The sequence below is a fragment of the Cedecea sp. AS113 genome (assembly GCF_037152415.1).
Classification (GTDB): Bacteria; Pseudomonadota; Gammaproteobacteria; order Enterobacterales; family Enterobacteriaceae; genus Cedecea.
Map to the genome: position 1 here is coordinate 60,698 of NZ_JBBCMI010000007.1, position 24,377 is coordinate 85,074.

Sequence of the window (24,377 nt, forward strand, 5' to 3'; positions counted from 1 at the left end):
AGTCCGTATGTCCACGAAGGTCGAAATTTATCACAACCCGCGCTGCTCCAAGAGCCGTGAAACGCTGAACCTGTTGAAGGAAAAGGGCGTCGAGCCCGAAGTGGTGCTCTACCTTGAAACGCCTCCTGACGCAGCTACCGTCAAATCACTGCTGAAGAAACTGGGCTTTACCAGCGCCCGGGAGCTGATGCGCCGCAAAGAAGACTTGTACAAAGCACTGAAGCTGGACGACGCCAGCCTCAGCGAAGAAGCGCTCATTCAGGCGATGATTGAGCACCCGAAACTTATCGAGCGCCCAATCGTACTGGCCAACGGCAAAGCCCGCATTGGCCGCCCGCCGGAACAGGTGCTCGAGATCCTCTGACCTGCCCCGCCCGTTCCCTCTCCGGGAACGGGTTAGCCGCTCACCGGCACAATTTTCAGCTCAGCCAGCCCCACGCCAATCTTACGCGGTTCATGCCCCAGAATATTGCCTTCGTTGGACAGCTGCGGCTTCGGCGGCTCAATAGTCAGCACTTTGCTGCCTGCCGGGTTATCAAAACGCAGCGTGACGGTAGAAAGCTGGTCGCCAAAAGTAATGGTTTGCTCTTCATCCCCCACCTTAACCGAAACCGGCTCGCCGACGTTTGGCCCAAAGGCTTTGGCCACCAACACCAGATCAAACGTGGTCGGCAGCGGATCCTGATACTCAATGGTCACCACGGGCGCCATATTGGCGTTCGACCAGCGGCCCCAGGCTTCCGGGCGTGAAATGCCGCTGAACTGCTTCACGCTTTGCGGCGCCCCAGCCACGTTAAAGATAAAGCTGTCCGCCTGGTAGCGAATGTTGTTCTCATCCGCCTTCAGCAGAGCCACATTATTTTTGAAACGATCGTTACTCAGCGTTTGCTCGTCAAACTGCACGTTGTATTCATCCAGCGGTTTGTCCACCAGCCGTACCGTTGGCTCTCCACCAAGCTGCCCCTGGGCCACGCACAGCCCGGTAGAAAGCGCGAGCTGCGGTTCCCACAGGCGCGCCATTTTGTAGCAGCGGTCAGCCCAGATAAACCGGTCATCGCTTTTAAAATCCGCCAGCTGATAGCGCAGCGGCGCGGAGTACTCGCTTTCCGGCAGCGGTTCAATTTTGCCTTTACCGATTTTCAGCAATAACGGCAGCTTGAAGTGCGCGCCAGAATAACTGAACGTGTTCTTCTTCTGATCGATGCTGTAGCGGCTGATGGTTTTCGGGAAGTTCCACAGATCGATCACGTCCGGTTTCCACTCGGTAACCTTCTCTTTCAGGTTGGTAAAGACCATCGACAGAGACTCGCCCGACAGGCTGCTGCGCCCCAGGCCGATGTAGTTCCCCCCGCCGAGGATATCCAGCACCGTCGCGCCGTTATCCATCGTGTTACGCTTCACGGCTTTTATTTCCGCCTGCGGTTTATCGCCGCGAATGACAAAGAACAGGTTCTGCCTGTCCTGCTTCGTCAGGTATTTATACGCCGTGTTGTTCATCGCCAGATGGTCGGAAGAGACCACGATCACCGTGTTACGGAAATACGGCGAGGCTTTGATTTTGTCTATCAGCGCCGCGATATGCTCCTGGCTGCAGGAAACGGCGCTGAAAGATCGGTTTTCTTTGCCCCCGTAGCTGTAGCTGCGGCGGTTACATGTTCTCGAGATAAAGCCATCGGGATGATGGGTATCGACCGTCAGGGTAAACAGCGAGAAACGCTTCCCGGCTTTAGAAAGCTCGATAAACTTGTCATAAGCTTCGTCCAGCACCGTATCGTCGTAAAAGCCCCAGTTATTCTTGTAATTCGGGTCCGCCACCATTCCCTTCAGCTCCTGCGCGCCGTACATATGCTCGAAGCCGTGGGACTGCAGGAAAATGTCTTTACCCGCAAAGCGCAGGTCCGCGCCCTGGATAAAGTAGTTTTGATAGCCGGATGCCTTAAGAATATCCCCGAGGCAGATGTTCTTCGGGAAGAAGCTCGACATTGACGCCGAGGAGTTCCCCTCGAAAGGTGCAAACAGCGGGATCCCGCACTGCGAGGCCACAATGCCCGCAATGGTGTAGTCCATCCCCGCCATCTGCCCGGTATGGCTGAAATCGATCGCCTGGCTTTTCAGAGCGTTCAGCTCGGGCGCTAAGCCAGGAAACGTCTGCTCATCAAAATAGGTGCGTTCCAGACTTTCGCCGTAGATATAAACCAGGTTGAGCTTCGGCTGTTTAATGGTGCCTTCCGGGACTTTATACCAGTCGGCAAAGTCAGACGTGCCGGTGCGGGTCTGGGATTTAATCAGCGACACCACCTGCTGGTAGGCAGGCGTTGTTTTGATTGAAAACAGGGCCAGAAACAGCGCCAGGGCACTGTAGCCCAAATGATGAGGATGATTCTTCCGGCGTAAAATCCAGGTCAGACCGCCCAAAATCGCAATCAACCCCACGGCGAGGCCCAGCCCAGGCAAAATGTATTTGCCGACGCCCGCGCCTGTCATGCTGCTGGTGAGCGTATAGAGCACCGCGTCGTTAATGCCTTCGCCGGTAAAATAATTACTGGCCAGCAACGTCACGTTGAGCACGATAAACAGGCCGAGCATCAGCAGGATGATCGACAGCCACCAGATATTTCGACCCGCCTTTACCGCATATACGGCAATAGCTGCCAAAAACAGCACCAAAGAAAGCAATTCGGACAATGCCAATACCTCAACCCTCGCGCAGCCTGGCGCGATTATTCATGCAGAAAAATAACAGCCGGTAATTTAACCTTACCGTCATATAGCTGCAATTCCCCTGACATTACTTTGCTCACCACCTAGACTTTTCAGAATATCCCGCGAATTTTAGGACTGATGACCTTTAATAGTTTTCAACGATTACAACCATCGCTACTACAACGAACCGGGGAATTGACCTTTTTAAGGCTAAAGTGCTGTAATTTCGCCGCTGTTATAATTTTTTAAAGTGGAATTGTAACGCGCAACACCGGCCACCCCCGCAACGGGTGGCCTTTTTTATGCCCGCCGCATAGCTGTTAGGAAATACCTCTTGATTCAATAAAGCCTACCCATTAGTGACGCAGTTCAAAATTCGGTACCTTTCTCCCATCGCAAAACGGAGGAAGTTTAGATGTCTTTAATTAATACCAAAATCAAACCATTCAAAAACCAGGCTTTTAAAAACGGCGAATTCGTTGAAGTTACGGAAAAAGATACCGAAGGCCGCTGGAGCGTTTTCTTCTTCTACCCGGCTGACTTCACTTTCGTTTGCCCGACCGAACTGGGCGACGTGGCTGACCATTACGAAGAACTGCAGAAACTGGGCGTAGACGTGTATTCCGTTTCTACCGACACCCATTTCACCCACAAAGCGTGGCACGGCAGCTCTGAAACCATCGCTAAAATCAAATACGCGATGATCGGCGACCCAACCGGCGCGCTGACCCGTAACTTCGAAAACATGCGTGAAGACGAAGGTCTGGCAGACCGCGCTACCTTCGTGGTTGACCCACAGGGCATCATCCAGGCTATCGAAGTGACCGCCGAAGGCATTGGCCGTGACGCGTCTGACCTGCTTCGTAAAGTGAAAGCGGCTCAGTACGTGGCTTCTCACCCAGGCGAAGTTTGCCCGGCTAAATGGAAAGAAGGTGAAGCGACTCTGGCTCCATCTCTGGACCTGGTCGGCAAAATCTAAGTTTTACCCGCGTTACCCTCTTTTATTTTACGGCTGCTCCGGCAGCCGTTTTTTTCTCGCCACCAGGGAGACTGACCATGCTCGACACAACAATGAAAACCCAGCTCAAAGCCTATCTTGAGAGACTAACGAAACCTGTTGAGTTGATTGCCACGCTGGACGACGGCGCGAAATCATCTGAAGTAAAAGAACTGCTGGCAGACATCGCTGAGTTATCCGATAAAGTTTCTTTCAGCATTAATAACGACCTGCCGGTGCGCAAACCGTCGTTTTTAATCACTAACCCAGGCTCAAGCCAGGGCCCGCGCTTTGCCGGCTCTCCGCTGGGTCACGAATTCACTTCCCTGGTGCTGGCTTTGCTCCAGGTCGGCGGTCACCCGTCCAAAGAATCTCAGGATCTGCTGGCGCAAATCCGTGAGATCGACGGCGACTTCCACTTTGAAACCTATTACTCCCTCTCCTGCCACAACTGCCCGGACGTTGTGCAGGCGCTGAACCTGATGAGCGTGCTGAATCCGCGCATCACCCATACTGCTATCGACGGCGGCGTTTACCAGAATGAAATTCAGGCACGCAATGTGATGGGCGTGCCTGCCGTGTTCCTGAACGGCAAAGAATTTGGTCAGGGCCGTATGACGCTGGCTGAAATCGTGGGCAAAATTGATACCGGCGCAGAAAAACGCGCGGCGGAAGCGCTGAACCAGCGTGAGGCTTATGACGTACTGATCGTCGGCAGCGGCCCTGCGGGCGCGGCGGCGGCGGTCTATGCGGCGCGTAAAGGCATCCGTACTGGCCTGATGGGCGAACGCTTCGGCGGCCAGGTGCTGGATACCGTGGATATCGAAAACTACATTTCCGTGCCGAAAACCGAAGGCCAGAAGCTGGCGGGCGCGCTGAAAGCCCACGTGGACGACTATGACGTGGACGTGATCGACACCCAAAGCGCCAGCAAGCTTATCCCGGCGAAAACCGAAGGCGGCCTGCACCAGATCCAAACGGCATCAGGCGCCACGCTGAAAGCACGCAGCATTATCGTGGCGACCGGCGCAAAATGGCGCAACATGAACGTGCCGGGTGAAGATCAGTACCGCACCAAAGGCGTGACCTACTGCCCGCACTGCGACGGCCCGTTGTTCAAAGGCAAGCGCGTGGCGGTCATCGGCGGCGGGAACTCCGGCGTGGAAGCGGCCATTGACCTGGCGGGTATCGTTGAGCACGTCACCCTGCTGGAATTTGCCCCGGAAATGAAGGCCGATCAGGTTCTGCAGAACAAAGTGCGCAGCCTGAAAAACGTCGACATCGTGCTCAACGCCCAGACGCTGGAAGTGAAAGGCGACGGCAGCAAAGTGACCGGCCTGCAGTATAAAGACCGCGTGACCGAAAGCGTGCATGACGTTGCCCTGGCCGGCATCTTCGTGCAAATCGGCCTGCTGCCGAATACCACCTGGCTGGAAGGCAGCGTGGAGCGCAACCGCATGGGTGAAATTATCATCGACGCGAAATGCGAAACCACCGTGAAAGGCGTATTCGCCGCGGGCGACTGCACCACCGTGCCTTACAAACAGATCATCATCGCCACTGGCGAAGGCGCGAAAGCCTCCCTGAGCGCGTTTGATTACCTGATTCGCACCTCAGCCCCGGAATAAAGCACCTGCCAATCAGGCCGCGCCACAGCGGTCAGCCATAAAAAAAGCGGCCTGTCATAGGCCGCTTTTTCACGTTATAAATCTTACTTACGACGCCAGGTCGTGCCACCCGCGCCGTCTTCCAGCACAATGCCCATCTCGTTCAGGCGGTCACGCGCCTGGTCCGCCAGCGCCCAGTCTTTCGACTGACGCGCATCGTTACGCTGCTTGATCAGCGCTTCGATTTCCGCCACTTCGCCGTCGTCCGCCTGCGCGCCGCCCTGCAAGAACTGCTCCGGATCCTGCTCCAGCAGGCCCAGAATTGCGGAGAGCTTACGCAGCGCCGCCGCCAGTCCGTTTGCCGCCGCAAGATCTTCCGCTTTAAGGCGGTTCACTTCGCGGGCCATATCGAACAGCACGGAGTAGGCTTCCGGGGTGTTGAAGTCATCGTCCATCGCTTCGCGGAAGCGGGCTTCGAAGGCTTCGCCCCCGGCTGGCGCCACGCTACTGTCGGTCCCACGCAGCGAGGTGTACAGACGCTCCAGCGCCGAGCGAGCCTGTTTCAGGTTCTCTTCACTGTAGTTGAGCTGGCTGCGGTAGTGGCCGGACATCAGGAAGTAACGCACGGTTTCCGCGTCGTAATACTTCAGCACGTCACGCACGGTAAAGAAGTTACCCAGGGATTTGGACATCTTCTCGCGGTCAACCATCACCATCCCGGAGTGCATCCAGGTGTTGACGTACTCGCCGTCGTGGGCACAGGTAGACTGCGCGATTTCGTTCTCGTGGTGCGGGAACATCAGATCGGAGCCGCCGCCGTGAATATCAAAGTGGTTGCCCAGCTCTTTGCAGTTCATGGCGGAACATTCGATATGCCAGCCCGGGCGGCCTTCGCCCCACGGAGAAGTCCATGCAGGCTCGCCTGGCTTGGACATTTTCCACAGCACGAAGTCCATCGGGTTGCGCTTCACGTCAACCACGTCCACGCGCGCACCCGCCTGAAGCTGATCCAGATCCTGGCGAGACAGCAGGCCATAATTCGGGTCGGTCAGCACCGAGAACATCACATCGCCGTTTTCCGCCACATAGGCGTGATCGCGAGCAAGCAGCTGTTCAACAATTTCGATGATTTCCGGAATGTGTTTGGTCGCACGCGGCTCGCTGTTCGGGCGTGAAATGTTCAGCGCGTCGAAATCTTTGTGCATTTCGACGACCATGCGGTCGACCAGCGCCACAAAGTCTTCGCCATTTTCATGGGCGCGCTTAATGATTTTATCGTCGATGTCGGTGATGTTACGCACGTAGTTCAGCTCATAGCCGAGAGAACGCAGGTAGCGCGCCACCACGTCGAACGCAACAAAAGTACGGCCATGGCCGATATGACAGAGATCGTAAACGGTGATACCACACACGTACATGCCTACCTTTCCGGCATGAATAGGTTTGAATTCCTCTTTTTGGCGAGTCAGTGTATTAAATATTTTTAACATCAGGGGATTCCATGTAAGCGTGTGGAAGAATACTCCCGGTTATCTTACCCGATTATTTTCCCCGACGGCAGTCTGCTTTGCATTACTGACTATGATGTAGCGTTATGCTATAACAGCGTGCTGGTACGATGGCACCGTTTGCCGCCGTACTCTCTGACACTCATAGGATGCAAGCATGGTTACTTTTCACACTAATCACGGCGACATCGTCATCAAAACTTTTGATGATAAAGCGCCTGTTACCGTTAAAAACTTCCTGGACTACTGCCGCGAAGGCTTCTACAACAACACCATTTTCCACCGTGTGATCAACGGCTTTATGATCCAGGGCGGCGGTTTCGAACCGGGTATGAAGCAGAAAGCGACCAAAGACACCATTCAGAACGAAGCGAATAACGGCCTGAAAAACACCCGTGGTACGCTGGCAATGGCTCGTACCCAGGCTCCGCACTCTGCTACCGCACAGTTCTTCATCAACGTGGCCGACAACGACTTCCTGAACTTCAGCGGCGAAAGCCTGCAGGGTTGGGGCTACTGCGTGTTCGCAGAAGTGGTTGAAGGGATGGACGTGGTTGAGAAAATCAAAGCCGTTTCCACCGGCCGCAGCGGTATGCACCAGGATGTACCGAAAGAAGACGTTATTATCGAAAGCGTGACCGTCAGCGAATAATGTCGACGCTGTTTATTGCAGATTTACACCTCTGCCCAGAAGAACCGGCGATCACCGCCGGTTTTCTGCGTTTCTTAGCCGGTGAAGCCCGCCAGGCGGATGCGCTCTATATTCTTGGCGATCTGTTCGAAGCCTGGATTGGCGACGACGCGCCGGAGCCGCTCTACCAGCAAATCGCCGCGGCCATTAAAGCGGTGGTTGATACCGGCATTCCCTGCTATTTCATTCACGGCAACCGGGACTTTTTACTCGGCAAGCGCTACGCCAAAGCCAGCGGCATGACGCTGCTGCCGGAAGAAAAGCTCCTCGATGTTTATGGCCGAAAAATCCTGATCATGCACGGCGACACGCTGTGTACCGACGACGCAGGCTATCAGGCGTTTCGCCGCAAGGTTCATCAGCCGTGGCTGCAGAAGCTCTATCTCGCCCTGCCGCTGTTTATTCGCCAGCGTATTGCCGACCGCATGCGCGCCGACAGCCAGGCGGCGAATAATATGAAATCGCTGGAGATCATGGATGTGAACCCGCAGGCGGTGGTCGACACTCTTACCCGCCACAACGTTCAATGGCTGATTCATGGGCATACCCATCGTCCGGCTATTCACGAACTTGAGGCTAACGGGCAACCCGCTTTCCGCTGCGTGTTAGGCGCGTGGCATAAAGAAGGGTCGATGATCAAAGTCACGCCGGAAAACGTCGAGCTGATTCATTTTCCTTTCTGACCTAAAAGCCCGCTTTTTTGCCGATTCGTTAACCACGCAACCGTTTTCCTTGCCAGAAGTTCGTGCTATTCTCTGAGCCCTTCTGAACGGGCGCCCGTCGCCCGATGATGTCTGCACACCCACAGGAGTTTTGAGACGCATGTCTTCTGAGCACACCCCGGCGCGTATCGCCATTGTTATGGGTTCCAAAAGTGACTGGGCCACCATGCAGTTCGCCGCTGAAATCCTTACCGCCCTGAATGTCCCTCACCATGTCGAAGTCATCTCCGCCCACCGCACGCCGGATAAGCTTTTCAGCTTTGCCGAGCAGGCCGAAGCCAATGGCTACCAGGTGATCATCGCCGGAGCCGGTGGCGCAGCGCACCTGCCGGGTATGCTGGCCGCGAAAACCCTGGTCCCGGTGCTGGGTGTGCCGGTTCAAAGCGCTGCCCTCAGCGGCGTGGACAGCCTGTATTCAATCGTCCAGATGCCGCGCGGCATTCCGGTCGGCACGCTGGCTATCGGTAAAGCCGGAGCCGCCAACGCCGCCCTGCTGGCCGCGCAGATCCTGGCCCTGCATGACGCGGAACTGAGCCAGCGCCTGACAACCTGGCGTCAAACCCAGACCGACGAAGTGCTGGATAATCCGGACCCACGGAGTGAAGCATGAAGCGCGTCTGTGTCTTAGGTAACGGCCAGCTGGGGCGCATGCTCCGCCAGGCCGGTGAGCCGCTGGGCATCGCCGTTTACCCTGTCGGGCTGGACGCCGAGCCGGAAGCCGTGCCGTTCGCCCAGAGCGTGATCACCGCCGAGATTGAGCGCTGGCCGGAAACCGCGCTCACCCGCGAACTGGCGCGCCATAACGCCTTCGTTAACCGCGATATCTTCCCGATCATCGCCGACCGCCTGACGCAAAAACAGCTGTTCGATAAGCTCGGCCTGGCCACCGCGCCCTGGCAGTTGCTCTCCGGCAGCCACGAATGGCAGGACGTGTTCAGCCAGTTGGGCTCTCTGGCTATCGTGAAGCGCCGCGTGGGCGGCTACGATGGCCGCGGCCAGTGGCGCTTACGTGCCGATGAAACCGACCAGCTGCCGGCAGAGTGCTACGGCGAATGCATCGTCGAGCAGGGCATTAACTTCTCCGGCGAAGTTTCTCTGGTAGGCGCGCGCGGCCACGACGGCAGCACGGTGTTCTACCCGCTGACCCACAACCTGCATCAGGACGGCATTCTGCGCACCAGCGTTGCCTTTCCGCAGGCCAATGCCGAACAGCAGCGCCAGGCCGAAACCATGCTCACCGCCATTATGAACGAGCTGGGCTACGTCGGCGTGATGGCGATGGAGTGCTTCGTCACGCCAGCCGGCCTGCTGATCAACGAGCTGGCCCCGCGCGTGCACAACAGCGGGCACTGGACGCAAAACGGCGCCTCCATCAGTCAGTTCGAGCTGCACCTGCGCGCCATCGTGGATTTGCCGCTGCCGCAGCCTGTCGTTAATGCCCCGTCGGTGATGGTGAACCTGATCGGCACCGACCTGAACTATGCCTGGCTGAAGCTGCCGCTGGTGCACCTGCACTGGTACGACAAAGACGTTCGTCCGGGCCGTAAAGTCGGGCACCTCAACCTGAACGACACCGACACCGGCCGCCTGAGCGCCTCGCTGGAAGCCCTGGTTCCCCTGCTCCCGGCCGAATACGCCAGCGGCATTGCCTGGGCACAGAGCAAGCTGGTGAAGTAAAACCGCACCTCGTCTGACCCTCTGTTTGACTTTAGAGGGTCAGACCATTTTCCCCCTTCCCCTTTCCTTTGCCCGACCAGAAGCGCACAATCCCCCCGTTTCGCCGCTTCAGACTAAGGTTATGCCATGGAAAAACGCCCCAATACGCAGGACTACGACCGCCTGCTGCTCAACGACATTCCGCTGATTGACGTTCGCGCCCCGGTAGAGTTCGCTCAGGGTTCAATGCCCGCCGCCCATAACTTACCGTTGATGCTGGACGACGAACGCGCGCAGGTCGGGACGTGCTATAAACAGCAGGGCCAACAGGCCGCCGTCGAACTGGGGCACCGGCTGGTCAGCGGCGAGCGAAAAGCCGGCCGAATCGAACGCTGGCTGGAAAGCTGCCGCCAGCAGCCGGAAGGCTATTTATGCTGTGCCAGAGGCGGAATGCGCAGCCACATCGTGCAGCAGTGGCTGCGGGAGAGAGACCTCGAGTACCCGCTGGTCACCGGCGGCTACAAAGCCCTGCGCCAGCATGCCATGCAGGTAATCGACACCCGTTCTCAGTCGCCGATGATTATCGTCAGCGGCAACACAGGCTGCGGCAAAACGATTCTGATCCGCTCGCTGCCGACGGGCGTTGACCTTGAAGGGCTGGCGCACCATCGCGGCTCGTCGTTTGGCCGCACGATTGTCGCCCAGCCTTCTCAGGCCAGCTTCGAAAATAACCTCGCCGTCACCCTGCTGAAAATCAGCCCGACCGAGTCAAAAACGCTGGTTGTGGAAGACGAGGGCCGGATGATTGGCTCCCGCCATATCCCCGAAGCCTTCAGAGAACAGATGCTGCGCTCGCCGATTGTGGCCATCGACGATCCGTTCGAAGTGCGGCTGGAGCGCCTCAAAAACGAATATTTCCGGCAGATGAGCGAGGCGTTTTTATCCGTCAACGAGGAAGAAACCGCGTGGCATGATTACGCCGAATACCTGCACCACGGCCTGTTTGCCATCCGCCGCCGCCTGGGCATGGAACGCTTCCAGCAGTTCACCGCCAGGCTGGACGAGGCGCTGCTCACCCAGCGAAAAACCGGCTCCTGCGAAGGCCATCTGGCCTGGCTGTCGCCGCTGCTGAAAGAGTATTACGACCCGATGTACCGCTATCAGCTCAGCCAGAAGGCCGACCAGATCGTCTTCCGGGGGGATTACCAGCAGGTCGAAGCCTGGCTGCGCAGCGTCAACGAGTAGCCGATTTTTCCCCGGCGGCGAGCGTCAGCCCTAGTCCGGTCACCGCCAGCCCAACCAGCGGAATGCCCACTGCCCACGGCAACGTAAACGCCAGCGCGAACAATGCCGTGCCGGTAGCCGGCCCCACCGATCCCTGCAGATCGCTCACCACCGAAAGTGCCGCCATGTAGGTCGCGCGCAGCCGCGCCGGGGCTAACTTGTTCACCGCCGTCGGGATCAGCGGGCCGATCATCATCTGGGACAGAGAATAAAGGCAGACCGCCATCACCAGCGTGACGACGTGTGGATGAGCCAATAGCAAAACAAAGGCAGCGATCAGCGCCAAACCCGCACTGAGCGTGATAAACAATGCAGAGCGTCGGGCCAACAGCTTCGTTAAGGCCAGCTGGCCGACCGTGTTAATCCCCGCCCCGAACGCGAACAAATAGCCGATGCTGGCGGCGCTCATTCCCATCTGATTGCTGGCATACAGCGGCATGACGGCCTCCACCCAGCTCCCGGCGACGCCCAGCAGCAGCACCCAAATCAGCAGCCCGGCCAGACGGCGGTCCCGAAACGCGGGCAGCAGCGCGCTGAGCCCTTCTTCATCGTCGGCCTCATCGCCCACTCCAGCGGCCAGCGGACGCGTTTCCGCCAGAGAGATCGCCAGCATCAGGCCGCCGGTCACCATCACCGAACCTCCAGCCAGAAAAACGTAGCCCAGCCCCTCCTGCACCAGCACCGTCCCCAGCAGCGGCCCGGCAATCGCGCCTGCACCGGAACACACGCGCATGATGCTGAACTGGCGGCGGTGCTCCGAGGCTGGCGTGGCGTCCGCCACCACGGTGTAGATAGTCGGGTGCAGCACGGATTCAAACAGGCCAATAACGATCAGCACGGCAGCGGCGGCAAATACGCCGTGCGCAAAGAACAGCGCAATAAAGCCCGCCCCGACGCCGGTCGCCGAAATAATCAACACGGGCCTTCTGCCCACGCGGTCGGCAATGCCGCCGATAAACGGCGCGGCCACCAGCTCGCCCCCGGCATAGCAGCCGAACAGCAGGCCAATAAACTCCACCGGGATAGCGGCAGACTGCTGCGCCCACAGCGGGAAAAAAGGCACAATGGCGCCGTCGACCAGGCCAACGATGAAATAGAGGATAAAGCCCAGAACGTGGGGCTTGCGGTACGAAACAACGGGGGGTGCGAATAGTGCCATGATATTACCCAAGTACAATTACCCCGAATGCCGGGGAGAATATGTACGTTGGATAACGTTAACGTTTACGACTTGCGAGAAGCTGGAGCGATACTAGCCAATCTCTGGGGAAAGGGCAACTGTGAGATTTGGGGCAACCTGGATACAAATTTTCAAAGATACGCCGCCCCCTATGTCACCAAGTTCTCTGAACCGCAAACTATCACCCACACATCAAAACATCTGCGTGGGCTCGGAATAAACATGAAATCTAAATTCAGCTAAAGGTTACCAAAATCCAAATGAGTTTTATTTGGCAAAGAAAAAAAGGAAAGCCAATACTGTCATGATCGCCGCTGCCCATTTCCATTTTTTCGATTGCTCAAAGTAAAAAAATAGCATCTGAGATAGAGATATAAAGAGTAATATTACCCCTGAAAAAACGACATCATTATTGCTGCCATTACCTAATGCCCCCCTGGGAAATGCCGAATCCATATCATATATGACATCATATTTATCAACCATAGATAAATACATCGCAACCATACACAATAGATAAAACAGAACAAGTACAACCCTAATAAACACTCTCATTCTGCCCCCTACTGCAAAACCAGTCTGTTAAAGTGCGGCCAATGCTTGACAATAAAATCACCATATCGCGTATCTTTTTTTATATTTTCCAGACTCGGACTCGTACCACGGTTATATCTCGCCCCAATAATTTTCACATCATTAATACTAAGCCGCGAAGGTAACCTGTCATAGTCGGCAAGTTGGCGTAAATGCATAGCAGCAAGATTGATATTATAGGTGTCTTTTTCAAGGCACTGAGACAGGGAGCGAAGCTCTGATGTGCTCATTGTGTCAGCATCCAGCCCCATAGTTTGAGCGGCAGTACGCAACTGCATACTGACAAATCCAAACGAGGTTTTAGCCGGAGGGGAGGTTATTGTGAAATAACGATCGGTATACGCAGGCCCGCTCCAGTCGATGGCTCGAACCTCAAAAGCAAAACGATCTATGATATTTGGGTCACCGCCTACCTCTATCCAGCAAACACCCGCGAGCAATTCTGGCGGAAGTTTATAGCGAAACGCTGCAGCTCTGATAAGAGTACGATTTTTTTTGACCCATGCATCTTTAAAATCTCGGGCATAAGATCTGCCGCCGCCGAATTTTTCGGGAAGTATTTTCCAGCGAAAGACATCAAGAAAAGTCCATGATGGTGATTTCGTCATCCCTCTACATTGTTGGAAATTACGCATATCCATATAAAAATCTCCATTATTCGGGGGCGCTTCTTTTTCCGGCTTTGACCGGGTTTATCTCTTGCTCATCCCTCCGATCATACTGGATGGCTGCACAGTCATATAGCTTAAAAATCAGGCAGAATGGCAAAATTCGAGGCGGCTCGCAGGAATGATGAAACGCTTCGGGGAATTGCAGATTGGGGGTTTATGAGGCAGAAAACAGGCCGAGCGAATGCCCGGCCAGAAGAAGGTTAATGCCTGTCGCGCTTGTCCGCGCGTTTGGCGAGATAGTCGCCAAACATTTGCACGATCTGCACCAGCACAATCAGCGCCACGACCGTGACCACCATGACCTGGGTTTCGTAGCGGTAATAGCCGAAGCGGATCGCGAGGTCGCCCACGCCGCCGCCGCCGACAATCCCCGCCATTGCCGAGTAACCGATCAGGCTGACCAGGGTTATGGTTAAGCCGCGCAGCAAACCGGCGCTGGCTTCCGGCAGCAGCACGGTGCAGATGATGCGCATCGGGCTGGCACCAAAGGCCTCCGCGGCCTCAATAATACCTTTGTCCACTTCCCGCAGCGCGCCGTCCACCAGGCGGGCGTAAAACGCAATCGCCGCCACCGATAACGGCACAGAAGCCGCAATCGGCCCAATGGTGTTGCCGAGCAGGAACTGCGTCAGCGGCAACAGAAGCACCAGCAGAATGACGAACGGCACCGAGCGCACAATGTTCACCAGAACCGAGCTGATGATGTTCAGCGAGCGGTTCTGCCAGAACAGATTGCGGTCGGTCACGAAGATCAAAAAGCCCAGCGGCAGGCCGCCGATAATCGCCAGCAGCGTGGAAATACCCAGCATCTGGAAGGTTTCGCCAAAGGCAATCGTCAGGTCCGCGACTAAATCATCCATTCAGCACCTCCACACAGGCCGTATGTTTCCGAATATGGTCGATGGCATCCCCTACCGCCGCCGGGTTGCCGGGCGCGGTGATCGCCACCACCAGAATGCCCAGCGCGCGGTCGCTGATGTACTCAATCTTGCCGTGCAGAATGTTCACCGCCACACCGTATTTCACCGCCGCGAAGGAGAGCACCGGCTGTTCAGCCGAGTCACCGACGAACATGATTTTCAGCAGCGCGCCGCGCATGTTGTCCAGCAGGCGCACCGGCAGCGTCAGGTTCAGCGTGTGGGACACCAGCTGGCGGGTAAATTCATGCTGCGGATGCGCGAAGATGTCGAACACCTCGCCGGACTCCACCACTTCCCCGCCGGACATCACCGCCACACGGTCGCAAATCGTCTTGATCACGTTCATCTCGTGGGTGATCAGCACGATGGTGATCCCCAGTTGCTGGTTGATTTTCTTCAACAGCGCCAGAATGGTGGCCGACGTTTCCAGATCCAGGGCGGAGGTCGGTTCATCACAGAGTAAAACATCCGGGTGGTTCGCGATGGCGCGCGCAATGCCCACGCGCTGTTTCTGCCCGCCGCTCAGCTGCACCGGGTAGCGGTTCGCTTTGTCGGCCAGGCCCACCAGCTCAAGAATTTCGGCCACGCGCGGGCCGATTTTACTGCGTTCCCAGCCTGCGGCTTTGAGGCTGAACGCCACGTTCTGCCTGACCGTCCGGGTGTGCATCAAATTGAAGTGCTGGAAAATCATGCCGATACGCTGACGCGCTTTGCGCAGCTCGGCCCCTTGCAGCGCGGTGATCTCGGTCCCACCGATTTTTACGCAGCCCTCACTCGGGCACTGGAGCGCGTTCAGAGTACGTAATAAGGTACTTTTCCCGGCTCCGCTGGTGCCGACAATGCCAAAAATCTCCCCCGCGCCAATGCGCAGCGAAACATCGTTCACCGCACGGCTGGTCTGGCTACGGCCCGTGGGGAAGTCCACGCAGACCTTTTCAATCTCAATCATGACAACCTCAAATCAGCGACAAAAGGCAGGCATCCCGCCTGCCCGCTTTGCTCTATTACTTTTTATCCGCGGCAACCATCCAGTCCGGTTTCTGGAAGGCGTTGAAAATATTCTGCGGATCGTCGATCGCTTTTTCGTAGGCCGGGGATTTCACGGTCTCCACGATGTCTTTGGCGAACGGTTTATCCGCATCTTCGGCACGCACCGCGATGATGTTTTTGAGGTTCTCGTCCAGGTGTTCCTGTTTCAGCGCGGAAGAGAGTTTTAGCCCGGCGGCAATGGCAAAGTTACCGTTGACCAGCGCAGCGCTGGCGCTGTCCAGCGTGCGCGGCAGCTGTGCGGCTTCCAGCGATTTAAACACCAGGCCTTTCGGGTTGGTGGCGATGTCGCGCTCGGAGGCTTTAGTCGGGTCAATGTTCTCTTTGATGGTGATAAGCTGCATCGACTGCAGGAAACGCAGCCCACGGGCCAGGTTGGTCGGGTCGTTAGACAGGGTGACAATGTCGCCCTGCTTCAGCTCGTCCAGGCTTTTGACTTTATGGGAATAAATGCCCATCCCGGCGGTTGGCACGGTAATCAGCTTCGCCAGCTTGAGGTTTTTGTCGGCGGTGAATTTGTCGAAGTACAGCGAGTGCTGGAACAGGTTGGCGTCGATGCTGCCGTTGGCCAGCGCCATGTTGGGCTGCACGTAGTCGCTGAACTCACGCACCACGACTTTATAGCCTTTCTCTTTTAACGGCGGGGCGATGGCCTGTTTGACCATGTCGCCGTATGGCCCCGGCGCTACGCCGAAGACGATGGTGTGCGGGTCGCTGTTGGCCTGAGCAAACTGCAGACCGCTGGCCAGAAGTAAAGCGCCGGTCGCCACGCGCCAGCCGAAATGATTTCCCATGGGTATTCTCCCTTACAGAATGATGTGTGGTGTCCTGAGGCGAGCCTCTTTCACGGGCCGCTTACTAAGTTGTTGATCCAACTGGACAGAATAAGATGGCACATTCCGTTAACAGGGTTAATTGAAAATATTTCATCTTGCTCGCAGGAGAAGGCGCGGCGGGCATGAACAGGGCTTTTGCGAATAACAACCAAGCAAAGCGGAAAACCCGCTTTGCATTGAGATGAGCTTAATCCGCGCAGGATTCCGCCCTTTTGCGCTTAACGTTTGTTTTGACATTGAACAGCAAATAACTCGCCAGCGACAAACAGCCCACGCCCACAGCGCCGTAGGCCAGCACGCCGGAAAAACCGTTATTCAGCGCCTGAACAATCATGTCGCTGCTGAGCATGGCTCTGGTGCCGCCGGCTATTTGTTCGGCCAGGGCATATCTTTCGCTCACGCTGTCGATATGGCTCTGTAAGCTTTCGGCTATCCCCGCCACCAGCAGGCTCCCCATTAACGCAATATTAACGGCGAGGGTAATTAGGCGTGAACTGATATCAATCCCGGAAGCCATGCCCACGCGGTTAGCGCCCACGGAGCCGGTGGTGGTGTTGGTGACCGGGGTATTGATTAACCCCAGCGCCATGCCCGAGAGTATTGCGCCGGGCAGTAAACTGACGTGATAGATAACGCCCAGCCTCATCAGCACAAATCCCAGGCCGATAGCAAGCAGCCCCAGCGGGATGATGCGTGCGGCCCCAAAGCGCAGCACGAGTTTTTCACCGACCGGCGGCATTAATAGCGTGGGCAAAGTGTAGGCCAGCAGCGCCATGCCGGTCTCCATAATGCTGTAACCCTTCCCAATCTGGTAATAAACCGGCAGATAAATCATCAGCGGCCAGAAGCTGAAATTCATCCCCACAGATCCCATCAGCGCGCCGGAGAAAGGTCTGATCCGGAAGACGGAGAAATCAAACATAGGATGCGGGTGGCGTAACTCAATAATGACGAACAGCGCCAGGCTGATAAACGTGCCCAGCAAGATGAACTGGGCTTCACGGCTGGTCCAGCCGATGCTCCCGCCCTGGGTGATGAGCCACGTCGCCCCCACCACGCCCACGCTCAACGTCATCAGGCCAGCGACATCCAGCGGTTTCGTGGTATTTTCCCGCGACTCGACGACATTTTTCAGCGTCAGGGCCAGGGTGAGCAGCGCAATAACGCCGTGGATCAGAAATACCCATTGCCAGCCAAACCACGCCTCCAGCACGCCGCCGATGACGGGGCCAAATCCCAGTCCAAAACCAAACGTGATCCCCCAGGCGGAAAACGCCCGGCTGCGCGCTTTTCCTGCCGGAAACTGAACCGACAGGATGGCAATCAGGCTGGTTAACATCGCCCCGCCGCTCAGTCCCTGCAAAAAGCGCCCCACAATAAGCCATTCCGGCGTCCGGGACAGGCCACAGAGGATCGACGTCAGGCCAAACCCAATAATGCTGATAATAAAAATACGCTTGCGGCCATATTTATCCGCCAGCGTCCCCGTGGCCATCAGCACCGCGGTGCAGGAGAGGGTGTAAGCATTCATGATCCATTGCAGTTCACGGAAATTAGCCTGCATCTGCTTTTCCAGCACCGGCAGGATAACCGGGACGCTGGATATTTCCAGGCCCGACATCAACGCAGCTAAGCAGACCGCCATCAACGCTAAGAGATTTTTCATACTGATTTCCTGCCAAACGTTAAGAAGGTGCCAGCATGAAAGATTCGGGGTGGAGTAGAAATCGACGCTCAGGTCAGATATCGTCAAGATCGTGCCATTTTTAGAGACAGGACAACCATGCCGGGCATCTCCCCAGATCAAGACCGCACTTTTAGACCGAAAAATCGACGGCTGGTTGTGCTGGCCTATCAGTGTCTCTGCACTTTTGAGTTTGGGATTGCCGTCGAAGCTTTTGGCCGCGTGGACGAAGTGCTCGGCCAGCCTCTCTATGACCTGCGCGTCGCGTCGTTAGAGAACGGCGTTTTTGACGCTCAGGGCGGCGTGCGTTTAGTGGTGGATGGCGGGCTGGAGCTGCTGGAAGACGCAGGAACCATTATCATCCCCGGCTGGCGAAATGTTTTTGAACCGGCCCCGGAGCCGCTGATTGCCGCCTTACAACGCGCCCATCAAAACGGTTCCCGCATAGTGTCGATTTGCGCCGGCAGTTTTATTCTCTGCGAAACAGGATTACTGGACGGCAAGCGAGCCACCGCCCACTGGAACAGCACCGAGATCCTCGCGAACAGGTTCCCTGCGGTACAGGTGGAGCACAGCATGATCTACGTCGATGAGGGCAGCCTGATCACCTCCGCAGGCGGTGCCGCCGGGGTCGATCTCTGCCTGCATCTTATCCGTCGTGATTACGGGATTGAAATCGCCAACCGGACTGCGCAGCGCATGATTACGCCCCCGTTACGGGAAGGCAATCAGGCACAGTGGGTCCAACAGCCCGTTCCTAAACGCAGCACCAAAAGTCTGGCGCCGTTGCTGGACGACTTGCGCCACCATCTCAATGCGCCCCTGGTGATTGAGCAGTTAGCCAGGCAAGCGGGCATGAGCCGCCGCACCTTCATCCGCCGGTTCAAAGATGCCACCGGCACCACGCCGGGCGAGTGGATGCTCAGCCTCCGGCTGGAAAAGGCTTGTGCGCTGCTGGAAAGCGAGAAAATCAGCATTGACCAGGTGGCAGAGCAGTCTGGATTCGGCTCAGCGGAAACACTCCGGCATCACTTCAGGCTGCGTTTCAAAACCACGCCCACAGAGTGGCGCAAAGCCTTCAGGGCCCGAACATGCTTACCCGTTTCTGGATAGATAAAAAATAAGGCAGGAAACGCTGAATGAGGCGGGCAGCAAGGCTGCCACCCGCCAGAGGCACGATTAGAAATCGTAGCGCAGACGAACCAGGTTCATGTCGCCCAGGTTGTCGGTGCTGGAGGTGAAGACGTGCTCGTAGTCCACCTGGAAGCCGTAATCCAGCTTGAAGCTCACGCCCACACCGTTGTCGATGCGCTGGTAGCTGCGGCCGGTCACGTACTGCAGACGGTCACCCATGAAGTATGGCTGTACGGATTTCACCGCGTACTGGCCAACCGGGATGGTGTAACCCGCGAAGTACTCGATGCCCCACGCGTCGCCGGAGAAGTAGTTGTTCACGTCTTTCAGCTTGGTGGTCAGGAAGTTCTGGTACCAGCCGCCGCCGAAGCTAAACGTCCAGTTGTCCGGTTTCCAGCTCAGCGCCGTACCGTAGATGTTCTGGTTGTAAGACTTGCTGTCGCCGTCGGTCGGGTTACGCATGTCGGCACGGGTGTAGTTCCATGCGGTACCCCAGGTCAGGTCTTTGGTGATGTGGTAATCCACGCCCAGAGAGCCGCCGCCTTTACGCTTGTAGCGCATGCCGTTGGTGGCACGGATGTCGTGATCTTCAAACAGGTAAGAAGCGTACACGTCCGCATCGCCGAAGGTGTTTTTGTACTTCAGCATGTTGCGGGAACGGTAAGAACCGTCGTAGTCGCCGTTCATGCCGTTACCTGGAGCCTGACCGATCATGTCGTAGTCCCAGATATCGGTTTTCGCGCCAACCACATCATAGTAGATGCTGTTTTGCTGGCCGTAGGTCAGCTGACCCCAGGTTTTGCTTTTCAGACCGGTGTACAGCATACGGCGAGTAGTATTGTTCGCGCCTTCTGCATAGTGGTTGTCCCACTCGAAGACCGCCGGAATATTCACGCCCAGCTCGTAATAGCTGATCCAGCTAATATCATCGAACAGATAATAATCGGCCGCGAAGCGGAAACGGGTGCCGCCATCAAAGCCATTACGTTTGTAAGAGCCTTTATCGCCGTCGCCGGACATCATATTAAACTGTGGACGAATACTGCCGCCCACGGTGAAATTGAGGCGGCTGAGCGGGTTACCGGCCTGCGGATCTTGCTTCAGGACAGTGATTTCTGCGTTAGCAGCGAAAGATGCCATACCTGCAAGCAGGCCGGCCCCAATCAGTAATGGTAAAGCGCGCAAATTTGCTTTCATGTGGATCCCTGGTAAACGTATTTATTATAAGCGGGGGCATATTAACGCTTATTAAGTCCGATTTCTGAGGGATTTTTATTAATTCGTGCGGTTATCCATCAGTCTTTTCTTAATAGATATTAAAAAAACACCAATAAATGCAGAAAATATGTTCTAACGCAATAAATAGCGAAATATAACAAAGTTTATAGCGGTAGCCTGGCATCCCTGCCCGGCCTCCTCAGACGACAAACTGGCGGAACAGCGCCTTCCCTTTCAGCAAACGAACGCCCAGCCAGCCGCCGCAAAGCGACAGCAATACCGCCCCGGTGACCGGCAGTACGATCCACAGACGCAAATCTGGCTCCCACGGGAAGTCGAACACGTGCGTTTGCAGTACGCCCAGCGCCGTTTCCGCGCCGATGGCCGCTACCAGACCGGACACCAGCCCCAGCACGGCAAACTCGCACCACAGCGTGGTTCTGAGCAGCTTTTTACCCGCGCCCAGCGTGCGGTAAACCACCAGCTCCTGATGACGCTGGCGCATACCCACCTGTACCTGAGCCAGCAACAGCAGCAGACCGCAGGCGGTCACCAGCACCACCATCACCTCAAGCGCGCGGCTGACCTGCTCCAGCACCTGGCCGATTTGTTTCAGGATAGCCCCTATATCCAGCAGGCTGACGGTCGGGAATTCGCGGTTAAGCTGGGTCAGCAGGCCGTTATTCCCCTCCCAGCGGAAGCTGGTGAGCCAGCTCTGCGGCTGCCCGTCCAGCGCGCCCGGCGGGAAGATAAAGTAGAAGTTTGGCCGCAGGCTTTCCCAGTCCACTTTGCGCAGGCTAGTCACCTTCGCGGTGAAGTCCTGGGTATCCCCCATAAAGGTCACGCTGTCGCCGAGTTTAATGTTCAGGCGTTTCGCCACGCCGTCGTCCATCGACACTTCCCCGGCCTTCGGCGGCCAGCTTCCCGCCAGGATAGGGTTATGATCCGGCTTCTGGCTCTGCCAGGTCAGATTCAGCTCGCGGTTCAGCGCCTCATCCGGGTTGCCTTCGGTGGACTGGCCGTTAATCGCCGTCATGCGCGCCCGTACAATGGGATAGAACGACTCCGGGATCACCTGATGGTCGGCAAGGAAGGTTTTCACCGGCTGAACCTGCTCCGGCGCAATGTTCACCAGGAAGTAGTTCGGGCTTTCCGGCGGCAGCTGCTGCTGCCATCTGTCCAGCAAATCCCCCCGCAGCACTAACAGCAATGCCAACAGCATAAACGACAGCGAGAACGCCGCCAGCTGGCTGAGCGTCGCCCACGGCTGGCGCAGCAGGCGGTTAACCGCCAGGCGCAGGGCCAGGTTTTTCAGCGTCAGCTTTTTCAGCAGCTTCAGGACGCCCCAGCCAACGAGGCCGCACAGCGCCGCCAGCACCAGCGTGCCCGCCAGCACCGCCCACAGCAGCGAACTGCCGCCCATTAGCAACGCGAGCAGCACCACCACCACTACGCTGATGACCGGCAAATAAATTTTCAGTGGCCAGACGTTGGCCACGGCGTCACGGCGTAGCACACGCAATGGCTGAGTGGCCAATAACAGCCGGTACGGGCGCAGCCCCACCAGCACGGAGATTGTGACCATCGCGCCGATAGCCCACACCCACGGCCACAGGCTCGCTGGCGGCAGCGCGGCAGGCAGCACCGGCTTCAATAGTTGCATCAGCGCGGCTTCGAACAGCAAGCCGACGGCGCCTCCGGCAATAGCCGAGAGCACCAGCACCATCAGCCACTGGCCGATAATCAGCTTCCGGAGCGCCGCCCTGCCCGCCCCCAACGTTTTCAGGATTGCTACCAGGTCGTAACGGCTGCGGCAGTAATGGCTCATCGCCACGGCAATCGCCGCCACGGCCAGCAGCAGCGTCAGCAGCGCAGAAAGCAGCAGGAACTGCTGCGAACGCTCCAGGGATTTGCCCAGCGCGCCTTCGTCCTGCTCCATGCCGATCCAGCGCTGCTCCGGCTTGAGCTTAGGCAGCAGGTAGTTTTCATACTGCAGCAGCTGCTGCGGGTTACCACCAAACTTGTAGCGCCAGCTAATACGGCTGCCGGGCTGCACCGCCCCGGTTTTCTCGACGTCGGCCAGGTTCATCATCAGGCGCGGCGCAATCTGGAACGGGTTAAATCCGGCGTCCGGCTCCTGAATCACCTGCCCGACAATACGCAGCGTGGCGTCGCCCACGTCAATGTTGTCGCCCACTTTCAGGTTAAGCAAAGCCAGCAGGCGCGGGGCAAGCAGTGCGGTGCCTGGCTCAGGCTTCAGGCCCGGCGGGCTGGTTTCCAGTTCCCCGTACATCGGATACACGCCGTCGACCGCTTTCACATCGGCAAGCTGCGGCGTGTCCCCGGCAAAGGTCATGGTGGCGAAGCTCAGCTGTTTGCCGACCTTTAAGCCGTCGCTTTGCGCCTGAGTCAGCCACTCGTCCGGTACGGCGCGGGCGCTGCGCAACGTCCGGTCGCCCGCCATGTATTCGCGGCTTTGCTGGCTGAGCCCTTTTTCCATTCTGTCGCTGATGCTGCCCAGCGCCAGCACGCAGGCCACCGCCAGACTAAGCGCCAGCCAGACAATCAGCAGCGAGGGAGAGCGCCACTCGCGCCAGAACCAGCGGGCTATCATGCTTCCTCCCACAGTTTGCCTTCGCGCAGCCGCAGGCGGCGATCGCAGCGTGCCGCCAGCTGTTCGTCGTGGGTGACGAGGATCAGCGTGGTGGCGAAATCACGGTTGAGGGAAAACAGCAGGTCGGCAATGCGATCGCCGGTTTGCCTGTCGAGGTTGCCGGTGGGCTCATCGGCAAACAGCACGCCCGGCTTGCCGTTAAACGCGCGAGCCAGCGCCACGCGCTGCTGCTCCCCGCCAGATAGCTGAGCTGGCAGGTGATCGAGGCGTTTGCCTAAGCCCAGCTGTTCCAGCAGCGCTTTAGCCTGCGCCCGGCTGGCCGAACTGTTTTCGCCGCGCAGCAGCGAAGGAAGTTCCACGTTTTCCAGAGCATTAAGGGTGGGCACCAGCATAAAGGACTGAAACACAAAGCCAACGTTCTTCGCGCGCAGCGCCGCCCGGGCCTCTTCATCCATGCTGTGCAGCGGCTGCCCGCAAAGGTGGACTTCGCCGTCCGTGCCGTCATCAAGCCCGGCCAGAATCGCCAACAGCGTGGACTTGCCCGATCCTGACTCGCCAATCAGGGCGATGGTTTCGGCCGGTTTGACAACCAGCTCAACTCCGGTAAGGATGGAAAGCTCGTGTTCACCCTGACCCACGGACTTACTAAGATGATGAACTTCAACAATGTTTTCCGCTGGCATTTGCCCTTCCTGTTTCTGGCTTTGATGACTTTCCGCGCCGCCGCGGCGGACACGCTATTGATTTTAGGCGATAGCCTGAGCGCCGGTTACCGTATGGCGGCCACCAGCGCCTGGCCCGCCCTGCTGGGTGCCAAATGGCAGCCGCAGGGTACAAAAGTCGTGAATGCGAGCATCAGCGGCGATACCGCGGCGCAGGGCCTGGCTCGCCTGCCGGCGCTGTTAAAACAGCACCAGCCCCGCTGGGTTTTAGTGGAGCTTGGCGGCAACGACGGCCTGCGTGGGTTCCAGCCTCAGGCGGTAGAAAAAACCCTCAACCAGGTTATCACCGACGTGAAGGCTGCCGGTGCGCAGCCGATGCTGATGCAAATTCGCCTGCCCGCCAACTACGGACGCCGCTATAATGAGGCGTTTAGCGCTATTTATCCGCAGCTTGCCAAAGCGTTTGATATTCCCCTGCTCCCGTTCTTTATGGAGGAGGTATATCTGAAACCGCAATGGATGCAGGATGACGGCATTCACCCTAATCGGGATGCTCAGCCGTTTATCGCCGACTGGATGGCGACGCGGCTGACTCCGTTACTCTCTAAATAACCGGCGCAGCCGCGTCGGATACAACGAGATAGTTAAA

22 protein-coding genes are annotated in these 24,377 nt (G+C 57.2%); 10 read left to right on the plus strand and 12 right to left on the minus strand.

Annotated features, from left to right (window positions below; all coding sequences use genetic code 11):
* The first annotated feature begins 7 nt into the window (after positions 1-7).
* On the plus strand, positions 8-364 hold the full coding sequence (arsC, locus tag WFN87_RS10330; protein WP_166990681.1) for an arsenate reductase (glutaredoxin): 357 nt from the start codon (positions 8-10) through the stop codon (positions 362-364).
* Between the two features lie 32 nt (positions 365-396).
* Here arsC and opgB read toward each other — a convergent pair whose 3' ends face one another.
* On the minus strand, positions 397-2,685 hold the full coding sequence (opgB, locus tag WFN87_RS10335; RefSeq protein ID WP_336982065.1) for a phosphatidylglycerol--membrane-oligosaccharide glycerophosphotransferase: 2,289 nt from the start codon (positions 2,683-2,685) through the stop codon (positions 397-399).
* A gap of 433 nt (positions 2,686-3,118) precedes the next feature.
* Between opgB and ahpC the strand changes: the two genes are divergently transcribed.
* On the plus strand, positions 3,119-3,682 hold the full coding sequence (gene ahpC, locus WFN87_RS10340) for an alkyl hydroperoxide reductase subunit C (RefSeq protein ID WP_008460202.1): 564 nt from the start codon (positions 3,119-3,121) through the stop codon (positions 3,680-3,682).
* Positions 3,683-3,759: 77 nt separating this feature from the next.
* The gene (ahpF, locus tag WFN87_RS10345) at positions 3,760-5,328 is read left to right on the plus strand and encodes an alkyl hydroperoxide reductase subunit F (RefSeq protein ID WP_008460203.1); all 1,569 of its coding nucleotides are present in this window, start codon (positions 3,760-3,762) and stop codon (positions 5,326-5,328) included.
* A gap of 83 nt (positions 5,329-5,411) precedes the next feature.
* Here the strand turns inward: ahpF and cysS are convergent, their stop codons facing one another.
* Positions 5,412-6,797: a cysteine--tRNA ligase gene (gene cysS / locus WFN87_RS10350; protein ID WP_008460204.1), complete on the minus strand. Its 1,386-nt coding sequence runs from the start codon at positions 6,795-6,797 to the stop codon at positions 5,412-5,414.
* Between the two features lie 175 nt (positions 6,798-6,972).
* On the opposite strand from cysS, the gene ppiB reads away from it, so the two are divergent.
* The 5 genes from ppiB to mnmH all read left to right on the plus strand — a co-directional run bounded on the left by ppiB (position 6,973) and on the right by mnmH (position 11,129).
* Complete coding sequence (gene ppiB / locus WFN87_RS10355) at positions 6,973-7,467, plus strand: peptidylprolyl isomerase B (RefSeq protein WP_008460206.1); 495 nt, start codon at positions 6,973-6,975, stop codon at positions 7,465-7,467.
* Positions 7,467-8,189 (plus strand): UDP-2,3-diacylglucosamine diphosphatase, encoded by a 723-nt coding sequence (gene lpxH, locus WFN87_RS10360; protein ID WP_336706786.1) that lies wholly within the window; start codon positions 7,467-7,469, stop codon positions 8,187-8,189. Before ppiB ends, lpxH begins: the two co-directional genes overlap by 1 nt.
* 139 nt (positions 8,190-8,328) lie before the next feature.
* Complete coding sequence (purE, locus tag WFN87_RS10365; protein WP_336982061.1) at positions 8,329-8,838, plus strand: 5-(carboxyamino)imidazole ribonucleotide mutase; 510 nt, start codon at positions 8,329-8,331, stop codon at positions 8,836-8,838.
* Positions 8,835-9,905 (plus strand): 5-(carboxyamino)imidazole ribonucleotide synthase, encoded by a 1,071-nt coding sequence (gene purK / locus WFN87_RS10370; protein WP_336982059.1) that lies wholly within the window; start codon positions 8,835-8,837, stop codon positions 9,903-9,905. The genes purE and purK overlap by 4 nt, the downstream gene beginning before the upstream one ends.
* A gap of 126 nt (positions 9,906-10,031) precedes the next feature.
* Positions 10,032-11,129: a tRNA 2-selenouridine(34) synthase MnmH gene (gene mnmH, locus WFN87_RS10375; protein ID WP_336982057.1), complete on the plus strand. Its 1,098-nt coding sequence runs from the start codon at positions 10,032-10,034 to the stop codon at positions 11,127-11,129.
* Here mnmH and WFN87_RS10380 read toward each other — a convergent pair.
* From WFN87_RS10380 to WFN87_RS10410, 7 genes are all read right to left on the minus strand, one after another.
* Positions 11,119-12,327: an MFS transporter gene (locus WFN87_RS10380; RefSeq protein ID WP_336982055.1), complete on the minus strand. Its 1,209-nt coding sequence runs from the start codon at positions 12,325-12,327 to the stop codon at positions 11,119-11,121. The genes mnmH and WFN87_RS10380 overlap by 11 nt on opposite strands.
* Before the next feature lie 288 nt (positions 12,328-12,615).
* Positions 12,616-12,834: a hypothetical protein gene (locus tag WFN87_RS10385; RefSeq protein ID WP_286180173.1), complete on the minus strand. Its 219-nt coding sequence runs from the start codon at positions 12,832-12,834 to the stop codon at positions 12,616-12,618.
* Positions 12,835-12,911: 77 nt separating this feature from the next.
* Positions 12,912-13,583 (minus strand): hypothetical protein, encoded by a 672-nt coding sequence (locus WFN87_RS10390; protein WP_336982052.1) that lies wholly within the window; start codon positions 13,581-13,583, stop codon positions 12,912-12,914.
* Positions 13,584-13,813: 230 nt separating this feature from the next.
* Positions 13,814-14,473: a methionine ABC transporter permease gene (locus WFN87_RS10395; protein ID WP_039295917.1), complete on the minus strand. Its 660-nt coding sequence runs from the start codon at positions 14,471-14,473 to the stop codon at positions 13,814-13,816.
* Entirely contained in the window at positions 14,466-15,482 is a 1,017-nt protein-coding gene (sfbB, locus tag WFN87_RS10400) for a virulence-associated ABC transporter ATP-binding protein SfbB (RefSeq protein WP_336982049.1), read from the minus strand. The genes WFN87_RS10395 and sfbB overlap by 8 nt, the downstream gene beginning before the upstream one ends.
* Positions 15,483-15,537: 55 nt before the next feature.
* Positions 15,538-16,374: a MetQ/NlpA family ABC transporter substrate-binding protein gene (locus tag WFN87_RS10405; RefSeq protein WP_336982047.1), complete on the minus strand. Its 837-nt coding sequence runs from the start codon at positions 16,372-16,374 to the stop codon at positions 15,538-15,540.
* Positions 16,375-16,603: 229 nt separating this feature from the next.
* Complete coding sequence (locus tag WFN87_RS10410) at positions 16,604-18,082, minus strand: MFS transporter (RefSeq protein WP_336982045.1); 1,479 nt, start codon at positions 18,080-18,082, stop codon at positions 16,604-16,606.
* A 117-nt stretch (positions 18,083-18,199) separates the two neighbouring features.
* On the opposite strand from WFN87_RS10410, the gene WFN87_RS10415 reads away from it, so the two are divergent.
* Positions 18,200-19,213, plus strand: a complete 1,014-nt coding sequence (locus WFN87_RS10415) for a helix-turn-helix domain-containing protein (RefSeq protein ID WP_336982043.1) — start codon at positions 18,200-18,202, stop codon at positions 19,211-19,213.
* 66 nt (positions 19,214-19,279) lie between these two features.
* On the opposite strand, the gene WFN87_RS10420 is transcribed toward WFN87_RS10415, so the two are convergent.
* The 3 genes from WFN87_RS10420 to ybbA all read right to left on the minus strand — a co-directional run bounded on the left by WFN87_RS10420 (position 19,280) and on the right by ybbA (position 23,749).
* Positions 19,280-20,431, minus strand: coding sequence for a porin (locus WFN87_RS10420; protein ID WP_008460227.1), 1,152 nt, complete (start codon positions 20,429-20,431; stop codon positions 19,280-19,282).
* Positions 20,432-20,651: 220 nt separating this feature from the next.
* Positions 20,652-23,066, minus strand: coding sequence for a putative ABC transporter permease subunit YbbP (gene ybbP / locus WFN87_RS10425; protein ID WP_336982041.1), 2,415 nt, complete (start codon positions 23,064-23,066; stop codon positions 20,652-20,654).
* Complete coding sequence (ybbA, locus tag WFN87_RS10430; protein WP_008460230.1) at positions 23,063-23,749, minus strand: putative ABC transporter ATP-binding protein YbbA; 687 nt, start codon at positions 23,747-23,749, stop codon at positions 23,063-23,065. The genes ybbP and ybbA overlap by 4 nt, the downstream gene beginning before the upstream one ends.
* On the opposite strand from ybbA, the gene tesA reads away from it, so the two are divergent.
* Positions 23,717-24,340: a multifunctional acyl-CoA thioesterase I/protease I/lysophospholipase L1 gene (tesA, locus tag WFN87_RS10435; protein WP_336982039.1), complete on the plus strand. Its 624-nt coding sequence runs from the start codon at positions 23,717-23,719 to the stop codon at positions 24,338-24,340. The genes ybbA and tesA overlap by 33 nt on opposite strands.
* Positions 24,341-24,377: the final 37 nt, after the last annotated feature.